Raw genomic sequence first — 13,279 nt, forward strand, 5'->3', positions numbered from 1 at the left:
GGCCGATGTGGCGCAGATGACAGCCGTGGCCGTCGTACGGCGACCCAGCGTAGACGCATATCGGGCGCACCCGGCGGGCCATCGCCTTTGGTTCATCCCACAGTCAGCTGCCGTCTCCCCTGGAGGGCTTGACAACTTTGCTGGCAACACAGGAAATTGACGCGCGTAGACGTTTGGGGGCTGACCAACCCCCCGCAGATCTCGCTGTTCGCAGCCTCTCCCTACCCCTCTCCCACACCGGAGTTTCCTGACCATGCGCTCCTCGCATCCCCGCTCCGCCGCCGTCGCGGCCCTCGTCGCCTCCGCGCTGGCCACCGGCCTGCTCGCGGGCTCCGCCGACGCGGCCGAGGGCGCGGCGTCCGCCGACCCGGTACGCATCCACGACATCCAGGGCACCACCCGGATATCCCCGCTCAACGGCAAGCAGGTCGCCGACGTCGAGGGCATCGTGACGGGCGTGCGGACCTACGGCTCGCGCGGTTTCTGGATCCAGGACCCCGACGCCGACGACAACGACGCGACGAGCGAGGGCGTCTTCGTCTTCACGAACTCCGTCCCGACCGTCGCCGTGGGCGACGCGGTCAAGGTCTCCGGCACCGTCGGCGAGTACATCCCCGGTGGCGTGAGCTCCGGCAACCAGTCGGTGACCCAGATCTCCAAGCCGGCCGTCACCGTGGTCTCCTCCGGCAACGCGCTGCCCGAGGCCACCGCGATCAACGAGTACACGGTCCCCGCCGAGTACACCCCGGCCGGCGACCCGGCCGCCGGCGGCAGCATCAACGGCCTGACGCTGGAGCCCTCGCGCTACGCCCTGGACCACTACGAGTCCCTCGAGGGCATGAACGTCAAGATCGGCACCTCGCGCGTCGTCGGCGCCACCGACCCGTACTCCGAGCTGTGGGTCACGGTGAAGGGCTGGGAGAACACCGCCAAGCGCGGCGGCACCGTCTACGGCTCCTACGAGTCCCAGAACACCGGGCGCCTGCAGATCCAGCAGCTCGCGCCGATCGCGCAGCAGCCCTTCCCCGTGGCCAACGTCGGCGACAAGCTGACCGGCACCACGGAAGGCCCGCTGGACTTCAACCAGTTCGGCGGCTACACGCTGGTGGCCCGCACCCTCGGCACCGTCAAGGCGGGCACCCTCGCCCCCGAGAAGACCAAGCCGCAGACCGAGCAGGAGCTCGCGGTCGCCACGTACAACGTCGAGAACCTCGACCCGACGGACCCGCAGGAGAAGTTCGACGCGCTGGCGAAGGCCGTCGTCGAGAACCTCGCCTCCCCCGACGTCCTCGCCCTGGAGGAGATCCAGGACGACAACGGCGCCAAGAACGACGGCACCGTCTCGGCGGAGCAGACCCTCACCAAGTTCACCGCGGCCATCGCGGCGGCGGGCGGCCCGGCCTACCAGTGGCGGACCGTCAACCCCGAGGACAAGAAGGACGGCGGCGAGCCCGGCGGCAACATCCGCCAGGTGTTCCTCTTCAACCCGGCGCGGGTCTCCTTCACCGAGCGCGCCCCGGGTGACGCGGTCACGGCGACGGGCGTCGTCAAGGAGAACGGCAAGACCCACCTGACCCACTCCCCCGGCCGCGTGGACCCCGCGAACCCGGCGTGGGCCGACAGCCGCAAGCCGCTCGCGGGCGAGTTCGTCTTCCGCGGCAAGACGGTCTTCGTGATCGCCAACCACTTCGGTTCGAAGGGCGGCGACGAGGGCCTGACCTCGCACCACCAGCCGCCGCTGCGTTCCTCGGAGGCCAAGCGGCTGCTCCAGGCGCAGGCCGTGAACGGCTTCGTGAAGCAGATCCTGGCGGAGGACAAGAACGCCAACGTCCTCGTCCTCGGCGACATCAACGACTTCGAGTTCTCCGCGACCACGGACGCGCTGGCGGACGGCGGGGCGCTGTACCCGGCGATCAAGTCGCTGCCGAAGGCCGAGCGCTACTCGTACGTCTACCAGGGCAACGCCCAGGTGCTGGACCAGATCCTGACCAGCCCGGCGATCAAGAAGTTCACGTACGACAGCGTGCACATCAACGCGGAGTTCGCCGCTCAGAACAGCGACCACGACCCGCAGGTGCTGCGCTTCCGCCCGTAGTCCCCGGGCCAGGAGCAGCAGGGGGTCCGGCCGCCGTCCCGGCCGGGCCCCCTGCCACAATCCCGGCATGATCTTCCGTATCGCCACCCGCCGGGACCTGCCGGCCGTACTCGCCCTGCTCGCCGACGAGGACCGGGTCCTCGACCCCGCCTCGATGCCGGTGGGCGAGGAACACGAGCGGGCCTTCGCCGCGATCGAGTCGGACGCCCGCAACGAGATGCTGGTCCTCACGGACGCGGACACGGAGGCCGGCGGGGGCGGGACCGTCGTGGGCTGCCTGCAGCTGACGTACATACCGGGCCTGGGCCAGGGCGGGCAGGAGCGGGCCCTGGTGGAGGCCGTACGGGTCCGCGCGGACCGGCGGGGCGAGGGACTCGGCGCGGAGCTGATGCGGCTGGCCGCCGAGCGGGCCCGCGGGCGCGGCTGCGGCCTGATCCAGCTCACCAGCAACAAGCGGCGCACGGCCGCCCACCGCTTCTACGAGCGGCTGGGCTTCGCGCGCAGCCACGAGGGCTTCAAGCTGCCGCTGGAGCGGCCGTGACGGGCCGGTAGCGGGCGAGATAGGGACTTTCGCCCCTGGCGTGACGCTCGCCACATCTCCACCGAATCGACCGGTTGTGGTGTTGAGTATCTGCACGCCCGATCTTGTCCCGGCTCGCACCGCCCGCACCCCTGGAGGATCCTGGTGTTCCCCTCGATCTCCCTCGCCCAGGAAATCGGCCTCGCCGTCCTGTTCGTGGCAGCGCTCGTCTGGGTGGCCGGTCTGGGCCACATGCGGTGGGGCGGCCGCGTCCGGCAGCCGGAGACCGGCCGAGCGGTCGAGGCCCTGCCGATGATCCCGGCCCAGCGCACCGCCGCCGCGCACCCGATGGAGTCGGTCCAGCTGACCGAGGCCGAGGAGCAGGCCTTCGCGGGCCTGATCCGCACCATTCCGCTCCACTGAGGGGTGTACCGGACGCCGTCGGGGCCACGCGCCTGACCTCCCGCAAAACCTGCGGCCCCACGCGGGTGCGGCCGCTACGATCGGCCCATGACGACACCTGGGGCGGATGCCTCGTAGATCCCCGCGGAGGCTGAGGGCCGAGGCGCCCACCGGCCCGCGGGACACGGTCGGCACGCTGCTCATCGGCACGTGTCCCGGACCGCCCGCGTGCACCGCGGTGCACACCTACCTCTTCGTCGACGGCCTCGACCTGATCACGCGCAGCGACCGCAGGATGGCCGGACTCGCCCCCGGACTGCTCCTGCGCCCGGGCGGCCCGCTCCACCCCGCTGACACCCCGCGCACGGTGGACGTGGCCGCCGAGGAAGGTCCCGACCCGGGACCTGACCGGCTGACCATCCGGGTCCGGCTGCGCGGGGAGACGGTCGTCTGGTCCGACCTCATGTTCCCCGGCGCCGACGGCATGGTGGTCGAGGAGGTCCGCTTCCGCCTGGACCAGTACCTGGGCGAGATCGAGCGCGCCCGCACGGCGCTGCCCGCCCCGCCCTGACCACGACCGAGCGCCCTCCCGGACCACCGGGTCCGGAAGGGCGCTCGCAGACGTGTACGACCGTCAGTTGTGGCTGTGCAGGACCTCGTTCAGGCCGCCCCAGTTCGCCTTGTACGGGCGGGCCTCGACGGCGCCGGTCACCGAGTTGCGGCGGAAGAGGATGTTGTCGGCGCCGGAGAGCTCCAGGGCCTTGACGATCTGGCCGTCCGGCAGGGTGACGCGGGTGCCGGCGGTGACGTAGAGGCCGGCCTCGACGACGCACTCGTTGCCGAGGGCGATGCCGATGCCCGCCTCGGCGCCGATCAGGGTGCGCTCGCCGATCGAGATGATCTGCTTGCCGCCGCCCGAGAGGGTGCCCATGGTGGAGGCGCCGCCGCCGATGTCGGAGCCGTCGCCGACGACGACGCCCGCGGAGATGCGGCCCTCGACCATGGAGGTGCCGAGGGTGCCGGCGTTGAAGTTGACGAAGCCCTCGTGCATGACCGTGGTGCCCTCGGCGAGGTGCGCGCCGAGGCGGACGCGGTCCGCGTCGGCGATGCGCACGCCCTTGGGGGCGACGTAGTCCGTCATCCGCGGGAACTTGTCGATCGAGGTGACCTGCAGGTGCAGGCCCTCGGCGCGGGCGTTGAGGCGGACGGTCTCGACCTGGTCGACGGCGACCGGGCCCAGCGAGGTCCAGGCGACGTTGGTCAGCAGGCCGAAGACGCCGTCGAGGTTCTGGCCGTGCGGCTTGACCAGGCGGTGGCTGAGCAGGTGCAGGCGCAGGTACGCGTCGTGCGCGTCCAGCGGCTTGTCCTCCAGGGAGGCGATGACCGTGCGGACGGCTACGACCTCGACGCCGCGGACCGCGTCGCTGCGGATCGCCTTGGCCGCGGCGGCGCCGAGGAGCTCCACGGCCTGCTCGGCGGTGAGGCGCTCGGTGCCGGCCGGGCCGGGCTCGGCGATCAGCTCGGGGGCGGGGAACCAGGTGTCGAGGACGGTGCCGTCGGCGGTGAGGGTGGCAAGTCCGGCGGCGACGGCGCCGGTGGTACGCGTAGCAGTCATGCCCGAAACCTAACCGGCGACGGGCTGCGGTTGCGAACCGGTCTCATGTGCCGGTCGGAGCGCGTGTCGGCGCCGGCGCGCCGAGGCCCACAGCACTGCCGCGCCCGCCGTCGCCGCGAGCCCGGCGCACAGCGGCCACAGCAGCCCCGGCGCGGCGGCGTACAGCGCTCCGCCCAGCGGCGGGCCGATGACGACCCCGCTGACCGAGATCCCCGCGTACAGGCTCTGGAACCGCCCGACGGCGTGCTCGGGCGCCTCGTCGGCGACGTAGGCGGTGGCGGTGGTCTTGTAGAGGATCTCCCCGAGGCTCAGCAGGACCATCATCACCACGGCGCTCGCGATCCCCGCCCCGAACAGCAGCGCCCCGTACCCGGCCCCGACCAGCACCAGCCCGGCGGCGATCACCGGCAGCGCGGGCCGCTCGCGCAGCGCGACGGCGGCGGGCAGCTCCAGCAGCAGGATCACCCCGCCGTTGAGGGCGATGACGAGCCCGAAGGCGCGCGGGTCCAGGCCGTGGTCGGTGAGGAAGACGGGGAAGGTGTAGTACTGCTGGCGGTAGACGACGTCGGTCACCAGGATCGCGCCGAGCACCACCAACAGGGCCGGCCGGGCCCGCAGTTCGGCGGCGATTCCGCGGCCCCGACCCCCGTCCGGGGCCGCGGAGGTCGTGCGGGGTGCGCCGCGGGCCGGGACGACGCGGGCGGTCCAGAGGGCGAAGAAGAGGGTTCCGACGCCGTCGGCGACGAAGAGCCAGTCGTACGAGAGCCCGGTCGCGACCATGGCGCCCAGCGGCGGTCCGAGGGTGAAGCCGCCGTTGGACGCGCACCGTACGAGGGCGAAGGCCTGGCGGCGGCCCCCCTCCGGGACGGTGACCGCGACCAGTGCGGAGTTGGCGGCCCGGATCACGCCGGAGGCGTACTGGGCCGCCGGCATGGCCGCGAAGAGGAGCGGCGTGGGCAGCAGCGGGATGACCGCGAGGGCCACTCCGGCGAGGGTGGCGGCGGCGAGCAGCACCCGGCGGTGGCCGTAGCGGTCCCCGTACCAGCCGCCGCTGAAGTTGCCCGCGACCAGGCCGATGCCGCCGATCCCGGTGACGATGCCGGCCTGGGCGGCGCCGAGCTCGCGCGGGCCGGTCAGGTAGAGGAAGACGAAGACGAAGGTGAAGCTGACGACGGCGTTGACGAACACCCCCGCAGCCAGCAGCCACACGACCCTCGGTATGTCCTTGAACCCCTGCAGCACACCCGTGCCCCCCGTATCCGGCTAGTCAGTTCCTTTTGGGAACGGACTATGTCAGCATGACAGCCTTGGGTCAACGGACAAAGGAGCTCCCATGGCCCAGCGCACACACCTCGGCGACGCGGACTGCGCCATCGCCCAGGCCCTCGACGTGGTGGGCGACTGGTGGACCCTGCTGATCGTGCGCGACACCGCGCGCGGCCTGCACCGCTTCGACGAGCTCCAGCGCGAGCTGGGCGTGTCCCGCAAGGTGCTCACGGAGCGGCTCAAGCTGCTCGTGGAGGCCGGGGTGCTGTCGCGCGAGCCGTACCAGGAGCGTCCGGTGCGGCACGAGTACCGGCTGACCCCGCGCGGGCGGGGGCTGCTGCCGGTCCTGGTGGCCCTCCAGGACTGGGGAGACACCTGGGTCCTGGGAGAGGGAGAGATGACGGCGACGACCGACGCGGCATCGCGCGAGGCGGAACGGGTCCACGCGCTGCGCGGCACGCGGGTGCCGGAGCTGATGCTGCCGGACCGTTTCGGCGGGCTCGGCGACCCGGTGGCGGACACGCCGTTCACGGTCCTGTACTTCTTCCCTGGCGCCTACGCGCGGGCCGAGTCCTACCCGCCCGACTGGGCCGGGATCCCGGGCGCCAAGGGCTGCACCCTCGAGTCCTGCACCTACCGCGACCAGCTCGCGGAGTTCACGGCCGCCGGCGCCACCGTGCACGGGGTCTCGACCCAGCGCCCGGACGAGCAGCGGGAGTTCGCGGAGCAGGAGAAGCTGCGCTTCCCGCTCCTCTCGGACGCCGACCTGGAACTGACGACCGCGCTGAGGCTGCCGACGTTCCGGGCGGCGGGCGTGAGCCGGATCAAGCGGCTGACCCTGGTCGTCGACCGCGACCGCACGGTGCGCGAGGTGATCTACCCGATCCGCGACATCGAGGCGAGCGTGCGCACGGCCCTGGCGGCGGTGCGCACGGCGTAGCCGCCCTCCAGGACACCCTGCGGCCCTGCAGCCCTCCGGCCCTCCGGCCCTCTGAGCCCGCTAGGCCCTCGGGCGCAGGACCCGGGCCAGGACCTCACGGGCGTACGACTCGTCGTACGCGGCGTCCGTCAGCAGGACCTGCAGGCCGATGCCGTCCATCACCGCCACCAGCGCCCGGGCCGTGACCGGGTCGGTCCTCGGGACCAGCGCCTCGGACGCGGCCTCGCACCACTCGGCGGCGACCGGCCGCAGGGCCGGGCGGCGCAGTGCGGCGAGGTAGAGCTCGTACTCCAGCTCCACCCGGCCCCGGTCCACCGCCAGGAACTCGCCCAGGAGGCGGGCCAGCGCCCCCGCGAGGTCCGCGTCCGGATCGGCCAGTGCCGGCGACTGCGCCACCGCCCGGGCGAAGCCCTCGTTGGCCTGCCGCAGCGCCGCGACCAGCAGGTCGTCGAGGGTCTTGAAGTGGTACGTCGTCGAGCCCAGCGGTACGTCGGCCTCCGCGGCCGCGCTGCGGTGGCTCAGCCCGGCGATGCCCTTGGCGCCCACCACCCGGATCGCGGCGTCGATGATCCGCTGGCGCCGGTCCGGGTCGTAGCGCCGCGCGCCCCGCGGCATCAGTGCGCCCCGCCCAGGTTCAGCAGGACGACCCCGCCGATCACGAGGGCGATCCCGGCGATCTTCGCGGCGGTGACCGCCTCCCCCATGAACACCATGCCGATCGCGGCGATGGCGGCGGTGCCGACACCGGCCCATATCGCGTAGGCCGTGCCGACCGACATGGTCTTCAGGGTCTGCGCGAGGAGGGTGAAGGCTATGGCGTATCCCAGCAGGGTGCCGAGCGAGGGCCACAGCTTCGTGAAGCCGTCGCTGTACTTCATGGCGGTGGTGCCGGCGACCTCGGCGGCGATGGCTGCGGCGAGCAGGACATAGGGCATGCGTACAAGAGTACACATCGATACGTACACCTGTACACATGCGGACGCGCGCGCATGGCCCGGGACTCCTGCGGCCCGCGGCGCTACCCTGACGCCTCCTCGGACGACGGACGACGGACGACGGACGACGGACGACGGACGACGGGCAACGGGCGACGGGCGACGAAGGGGCGGGCGGCGCATGGCGCAGCATTGGACCCACCAGGGCGGCGGCTGGCTTCCCCCGCGTGCTCCCCGGCCGGGGGTGATACCCCTGCGGCCGCTGGCCGCCCGGGAGATCCTCGGCGGCGCCCTCACCGCGCTGCGCCGGTACGGGGGCCGGCTGCTCGGGGCCCTGCTCCTCGGCCAACTCGGCGGGCTGCTCCTGCTCGCCGCGGTCGGCGGGGCGGCCACCCTCGCCTCCCTCACCCGTACCGCCGGCAGCCGGGCCTTCGTCTACGTCCTCGTCCCGGCCACCGCCCTGTTCCTGCTGTTCAGCTGGGCGCTGGCGGGCGCCCTGGCCGCGGCCCTGCTCCGGCCGGCCGTGCTCGGCCGCCCGGTGGCCGCGCGCGAGCTGCTGCGGGCCGCCCTGCCCAGGACCCCTGCGGTCCTCGGCGCGCGGCTGCTGGCCCTGCTGGCGGCCGTCGGACCGGGGGCCGCCGCCTTCGCCGCCGGGCTGCCGCCGCTCGGGCTGCTGCCCCTGGCCCCGGTCGCCCTGTGGCTCGCCGTGCTCTTCGCCCTGGCGCCCACGGCCGCCGGGTACGAGGCGCTCGGCCCGGTGGCGGCCCTGCGCCGGTCGGCCCGCCTGGTGCGCGGTGCCTGGTGGCGGACCCTCGGTGTCACGGCTCCGGCGGGCGCACTGGCGCTGGGGGCCTCGTACGTCCTCCAGCAGTGGTTCGGCGCCCTCGGGCTGCTGCTCGCGCCGGCGCTGCTGCTGACCTTCCCACAGCTGGCCGTCGGGCTGCTCTACGCCGACCGGCGGCTCCGCCGCGAGCACCGGGCCGGGTCGCTCGCGGCGGAGCCCCTGATCACGAGCCCCTGAGCACGGGGATCACGCGCCGTCCCTGATCACGGGTTCAGCGTGAACCAGGCCGCCCGCGCCTTCTTCCACTCCGCGTGCGTCAGGTCCTTGGCCTCGGTGCCGTCCCCGTACAGGTCGGCGGAGCCGCTGTCGGTGACCAGCTGCACCCGGGCCCCCGCCGCCGTCAAGTCCGGGACCTCCACGATCGCCTCCCAGCCGCCCGGGTCGGTGGTCGGCAGGTCGGCCCGCTTGACCGGGGCGTGTCCCGGGACTCCGTCCCACTGGTAGAGGGCGTACGGGTCGGAGTTGTCGTCGGCGGCCCACGAGCCGGCCAGGATCAGGTACTGCCCGGCCGCGTTCTTGCGGATGTCCCGCACGGCAAGCCCGCCGAGGTCCAGCTCGACACCGGCCCCGAAGACCGCCTTGGCCCCGCTCGCCAGGACCTGGTCGAAGTTGGTGACCGGCACCAGCAGTGCCTTGCCGCCCGGCACCGCCGGCGCCAGCGGGGCGCGGAAGCCCAGGTAGGCGGTGGTCGTGGAGCCCGGCGCGAACTCCAGGCCTTCCACGTTGAACCCGTCGATCTGCTTCGGCGCCTCCCCGTCCGCGGTGCCCGCGGCGAAGCCGTACCTGTTGCCGTTCGCCTTGTCCCAGGCGACGAGGTCGTCACGGAGCTTCTTGTACGAGCGCCCGTACGCCAGCTGCGTGCCCGAGCCGGATCCGCTGACCGTGGTGGTGAACACCGTGTTCCGGGGCGCCTTGTACTCGCCGTCCTTGTTGTTGCCGAGCGAGCCGGTCCAGTAGATGGTGTTGCCGATCCGGGTCGCCCCCTCGATGTCGACCTCCTTGCTGACACCGAGCTGCGAGCTGAAGTCCCAGGTCTTGACCGGCGCGCCCGAGCGGGAACGGTCGTACAGGCGCAGCACGTTGGACTCGTCGTCGGCCACCACCGCGTACCCGCCGCCCACGTCCACGGCGGCGGAGGCGTCCGCCGAGCCGGTGAGGTAACGGGCGTCCGCCGGGTTCTGCACGGCGGCGGAGGCCGCGTAGTACAGCGTCTTGGTGGCGGTCTTGCCGCCCAGCCCGGTGACCTTGACGGTGAGGTTGGTGTAGCCGCGGCCGCGCGCGGTGACGGCCAGCTGCCGGACCGCCCCGGCGCCGGTGACGCTCACGTCCCCGGTCCCGGCGACCGAGGGCTTGCTCGACGCCGAGGCGCTGACCGTCAGCGCCGAGACGTCGGCGCCGCTCTGGCCGACGGTGACGTTCACGACCGGGTCCCCGGTCGCCCCGACGGCCCCGGACAGGTAGGACGCGGACAGCGCGATCGTCGGCGTCCCGTACGTCACGGCCTGGGCGGGCGCGGTGAGCCCGGCGATCAGCAGCGCGGCGAGGCCGGCGGTCCCGGCGGCGAAACGAACGGTCACAGGGGGTCCTCTCGTATGCGCCGCCACGTCGTGACGGCCGTCGAGAAGATTCGGCGACGGTGGACAACACGGGGTGCACGCCGTCCGTCCACCCGGAGAACAGCCGTCCGGACCGGGGCGTCGATCAGGAAAAGGATCCGGAAAGGGACCCGGAGAGGGATCCGGAGAGGGATCCGGAAAGCACCGAGGGCCCCCGGCACGACCGTGCCGGGGGCCCTCCTGCGCGAGCGGGGGTGATCAGACGTTGAAGCCGAGCGCGCGGAGCTGCTCACGACCGTCATCCGTGATCTTGTCCGGGCCCCACGGCGGCATCCAGACCCAGTTGATCCGGAGTTCGTTGACGATGCCGTCCGTCGCCGACTTCGCCTGGTCCTCGATGACGTCCGTCAGCGGGCAGGCCGCCGAGGTCAGGGTCATGTCGAGGGTGGCGATGTTCGCGTCGTCGATGTGGATGCCGTAGATCAGGCCCAGGTTGACGACGTCGATCCCCAGCTCGGGGTCGACCACGTCGTAGAGGGCCTCGCGGACCTCCTCCTCGGTGGCCGGCTTGGTCGACGCCTCGGGCGTCGCGTTCTCGGTCATGCCGTCTTCCTCTCCGCGTCGCCCAGGGCCTGGGCGGTCGCGTCCTTCCACGCCATCCAGCTCAGCAGGGCGCACTTCACACGGGCCGGGTACTTGGAGACGCCGACGAACGCGACCGCGTCCTCCAGCACCTCCTCCATGGCCTCGTCGGGCTCGATCTTGCCCTTGGACTGCATCATCTCCAGGAACACGGCCTGGATCTTCTGCGCCTCGGCCAGTTCCTTGCCCACGAGCAGCTCGTTCAGTACGGAGGCGCTGGCCTGGCTGATGGAGCAGCCCTGGCCCTCGTAGCTGACATCCGTCAGCTTCTCACCGTCGTACTTCACGCGCAGCGTGATCTCGTCGCCGCACGTCGGGTTGACGTGGTGCACCTCGGCGTCGCCGTCGCGCAGGCCACGCCCGTGCGGGTGCTTGTAGTGGTCCAGGATCAGTTCCTGGTACATCGAATCCAGCTTCACTGCGTCCTCGTCGCCTCGTCCGTCAGCCGAAGAAGTTCCGTACGTGCTCCAGCCCGTCGATCAGCGCGTCGACGTCGGCCGGAGAGGAGTACAGGTAGAAAGACGCTCGCGTCGTCGCCGGAATTCCGTAGCGCAGGCAGACGGGGCGCGCGCAGTGGTGTCCCACGCGGACCGCGATGCCCTGCTCGTCCAGGACCTGGCCGACGTCGTGCGGGTGGATGTCGCCGAGCACGAAGGAGATCGCGGCTCCGCGGTCCTCGGCCGTGGTGGGGCCGATGATCCGCAGGTCGGGCACCTCGGCGAGGCGCTTGATCGCGTACTCGGTGATCGCGTGCTCGTGCGCGGCGATCTTGTCCATGCCGATCGAGGTCAGGTAGTCCACGGCCGCGCCGAGGCCGACGGCCTGGGCGATCGGGGGCGTACCGGCCTCGAACTTGTGCGGCGCGGGGGCGTAGGTCGAGGCGTGCATCGACACGGTCTCGATCATCTCGCCGCCGCCGAGGAACGGAGGAAGGTCCTCCAGGAGCTCCTGGCGGCCCCACAGGACGCCGATGCCGGTCGGGCCGCACATCTTGTGGCCGGTGAAGGCCACGAAGTCGGCGCCGAGCGCCTGCACGTCCAGCGGCATGTGCGGAGCGGCCTGGGAGGCGTCGATCAGCACCAGCGCGCCGACGTCCTGGGCGCGCCGGACGATCGCCTCGACCGGGTTGACCGTGCCCATGATGTTGGAGACCAGCGTGAAGGAGACGATCTTCGTCTTCTCCGTGATGACCTCTTCGATGTTGGACAGGTCGAGCCGGCCGTCGTCGGTGAGGCCGAACCACTTCAGCTTCGCTCCGGTGCGCTGCGCGAGCAGCTGCCACGGCACGATGTTGGAGTGGTGCTCCATCTCCGTGATGGCGATCTCGGTCTCGCGGTCGACCCGGTAGGGCTCGTCCGCCCAGCCGAGCATGTTCGCCACGAGGTTGAGCGACTCCGAGGCGTTCTTGGTGAAGATCACCTCGTCGCGGCTCGGCGCGTTGATGAAGGCGGCGACCTTGTCGCGGGCGCCCTCGTACAGCGCCGTGGCCTCCTCTGCGAGCACGTGGACGCCGCGGTGGACGTTCGCGTTGTGCTGCTCGTAGTACTCGTTCAGCGCGTCGAGCACCTGGCGCGGCTTCTGCGAGGTCGCAGCGTTGTCCAGGTAAACGATCTTCTTCCCGTCGTGGACCACACGATCCAGCAGGGGGAAGTCCTTGCGGATCGCCTCGATGTCGAGGAGGCCAGGCAGCTGTGTCACGCGGTCGCGCCACCCTTCACGTACTTGTCGTAGCCCTCGTTCTCCAGCTGGTCGGCGAGCTCGGCGCCGCCGGACTCGGCGATGCGGCCGTTCGCGAACACGTGCACGAAGTCGGGCTTGATGTAGCGCAGGATGCGCGTGTAGTGGGTGATCAGCAGGGTGCCGACCTCGCCGGTCTCGCGGACGCGGTTGACGCCCTCGGAGACGATGCGCAGGGCGTCGACGTCCAGGCCGGAGTCGGTCTCGTCGAGGATCGCGATCTTCGGCTTGAGGAGCTCCAGCTGGAGGATCTCGTGGCGCTTCTTCTCACCGCCGGAGAAGCCCTCGTTGACGTTGCGCTCGGCGAAGGCCGGGTCCATCGACAGCTGCTCCATCGCGGACTTGACCTCCTTCACCCAGGTGCGCAGCTTGGGGGCCTCGCCGCGGATGGCGGTGGCGGAGGTGCGCAGGAAGTTGGAGACCGAGACGCCGGGGACCTCGACCGGGTACTGCATGGCGAGGAAGACGCCGGCGCGGGCGCGCTCGTCGACGGACATCTCGAGGACGTCCTCGCCGTCGAGGGTCACCGTGCCGCCGGTGATCGTGTACTTCGGGTGACCGGCCAGCGAGTACGCCAGCGTGGACTTGCCGGAGCCGTTCGGACCCATGATGGCGTGCGTCTCACCCTGCTTGACGGTGAGGTCGACGCCCTTGAGGATCTCGCGGGCGCCGTTCTCGGCCTCGACGGAGACGTGCAGGTCGTGGATTTCAAGCGTTGCCATGGATA

Annotated in this window: 15 protein-coding genes; 6 read left to right on the top strand and 9 right to left on the bottom strand. The window is 71.8% G+C overall.

The annotated features are described in order from the left end of the window. Window positions 1-253 precede the first annotated feature (253 nt). The 4 genes from AB0O53_RS10880 to AB0O53_RS10895 all read left to right on the top strand — a co-directional run bounded on the left by AB0O53_RS10880 (window position 254) and on the right by AB0O53_RS10895 (window position 3,588). Window positions 254-2,095, top strand: coding sequence for a DUF8508 domain-containing protein (locus tag AB0O53_RS10880; RefSeq protein WP_350994819.1), 1,842 nt, complete (start codon window positions 254-256; stop codon window positions 2,093-2,095). Between the two features lie 67 nt (window positions 2,096-2,162). Next, window positions 2,163-2,636: a GNAT family N-acetyltransferase gene (locus AB0O53_RS10885; protein ID WP_350994820.1), complete on the top strand. Its 474-nt coding sequence runs from the start codon at window positions 2,163-2,165 to the stop codon at window positions 2,634-2,636. A 144-nt stretch (window positions 2,637-2,780) separates the two neighbouring features. After that, on the top strand, window positions 2,781-3,038 hold the full coding sequence (locus tag AB0O53_RS10890) for a hypothetical protein (RefSeq protein WP_350994821.1): 258 nt from the start codon (window positions 2,781-2,783) through the stop codon (window positions 3,036-3,038). A gap of 106 nt (window positions 3,039-3,144) precedes the next feature. Beyond that, on the top strand, window positions 3,145-3,588 hold the full coding sequence (locus AB0O53_RS10895; protein WP_350994822.1) for a hypothetical protein: 444 nt from the start codon (window positions 3,145-3,147) through the stop codon (window positions 3,586-3,588). A gap of 63 nt (window positions 3,589-3,651) precedes the next feature. Here AB0O53_RS10895 and dapD read toward each other — a convergent pair whose 3' ends face one another. Further along, window positions 3,652-4,632 (bottom strand): 2,3,4,5-tetrahydropyridine-2,6-dicarboxylate N-succinyltransferase, encoded by a 981-nt coding sequence (dapD, locus tag AB0O53_RS10900; protein ID WP_365194604.1) that lies wholly within the window; start codon window positions 4,630-4,632, stop codon window positions 3,652-3,654. 9 nt (window positions 4,633-4,641) lie between these two features. Next, a complete protein-coding gene (locus AB0O53_RS10905; RefSeq protein WP_365194828.1) occupies window positions 4,642-5,871 on the bottom strand; it encodes an MFS transporter in 1,230 nt (409 codons plus the stop codon). A 94-nt stretch (window positions 5,872-5,965) separates the two neighbouring features. Here AB0O53_RS10905 and AB0O53_RS10910 point away from each other — a divergent pair, with 94 nt between their 5' ends. Then, entirely contained in the window at window positions 5,966-6,838 is an 873-nt protein-coding gene (locus tag AB0O53_RS10910; protein ID WP_350994824.1) for a winged helix-turn-helix transcriptional regulator, read from the top strand. A gap of 60 nt (window positions 6,839-6,898) precedes the next feature. On the opposite strand, the gene AB0O53_RS10915 is transcribed toward AB0O53_RS10910, so the two are convergent. Both AB0O53_RS10915 and AB0O53_RS10920 read right to left on the bottom strand, forming a co-directional pair. Then, the gene (locus AB0O53_RS10915; RefSeq protein ID WP_350994825.1) at window positions 6,899-7,453 is read right to left on the bottom strand and encodes a TetR/AcrR family transcriptional regulator; all 555 of its coding nucleotides are present in this window, start codon (window positions 7,451-7,453) and stop codon (window positions 6,899-6,901) included. Then, complete coding sequence (locus AB0O53_RS10920) at window positions 7,453-7,773, bottom strand: DMT family transporter (protein ID WP_365194607.1); 321 nt, start codon at window positions 7,771-7,773, stop codon at window positions 7,453-7,455. The genes AB0O53_RS10915 and AB0O53_RS10920 overlap by 1 nt, the downstream gene beginning before the upstream one ends. A gap of 181 nt (window positions 7,774-7,954) precedes the next feature. On the opposite strand from AB0O53_RS10920, the gene AB0O53_RS10925 reads away from it, so the two are divergent. Beyond that, window positions 7,955-8,794 carry a hypothetical protein gene (locus AB0O53_RS10925; RefSeq protein ID WP_365194609.1) on the top strand — a complete coding sequence of 280 codons (840 nt, stop codon included), beginning with the start codon at window positions 7,955-7,957 and terminating at the stop codon, window positions 8,792-8,794. Between the two features lie 26 nt (window positions 8,795-8,820). Here AB0O53_RS10925 and AB0O53_RS10930 read toward each other — a convergent pair whose 3' ends face one another. The 5 genes from AB0O53_RS10930 to sufC form a co-directional block, all read right to left on the bottom strand. Then, window positions 8,821-10,152 (bottom strand): hypothetical protein, encoded by a 1,332-nt coding sequence (locus tag AB0O53_RS10930; protein WP_350995078.1) that lies wholly within the window; start codon window positions 10,150-10,152, stop codon window positions 8,821-8,823. Window positions 10,153-10,431: 279 nt separating this feature from the next. Beyond that, window positions 10,432-10,776: a metal-sulfur cluster assembly factor gene (locus tag AB0O53_RS10935; RefSeq protein WP_030027092.1), complete on the bottom strand. Its 345-nt coding sequence runs from the start codon at window positions 10,774-10,776 to the stop codon at window positions 10,432-10,434. Then, window positions 10,773-11,234 carry a Fe-S cluster assembly sulfur transfer protein SufU gene (sufU, locus tag AB0O53_RS10940; RefSeq protein ID WP_030846233.1) on the bottom strand — a complete coding sequence of 154 codons (462 nt, stop codon included), beginning with the start codon at window positions 11,232-11,234 and terminating at the stop codon, window positions 10,773-10,775. The genes AB0O53_RS10935 and sufU overlap by 4 nt, the downstream gene beginning before the upstream one ends. A gap of 22 nt (window positions 11,235-11,256) precedes the next feature. After that, entirely contained in the window at window positions 11,257-12,513 is a 1,257-nt protein-coding gene (locus tag AB0O53_RS10945) for a cysteine desulfurase (RefSeq protein ID WP_183069570.1), read from the bottom strand. Beyond that, window positions 12,510-13,274, bottom strand: a complete 765-nt coding sequence (gene sufC, locus AB0O53_RS10950) for a Fe-S cluster assembly ATPase SufC (RefSeq protein ID WP_350994829.1) — start codon at window positions 13,272-13,274, stop codon at window positions 12,510-12,512. Before sufC ends, AB0O53_RS10945 begins: the two co-directional genes overlap by 4 nt. Window positions 13,275-13,279: the final 5 nt, after the last annotated feature.

The sequence above is a fragment of the Streptomyces erythrochromogenes genome, from assembly GCF_040684695.1.
Classification (GTDB): domain Bacteria; phylum Actinomycetota; class Actinomycetes; order Streptomycetales; family Streptomycetaceae; genus Streptomyces; species Streptomyces erythrochromogenes_C.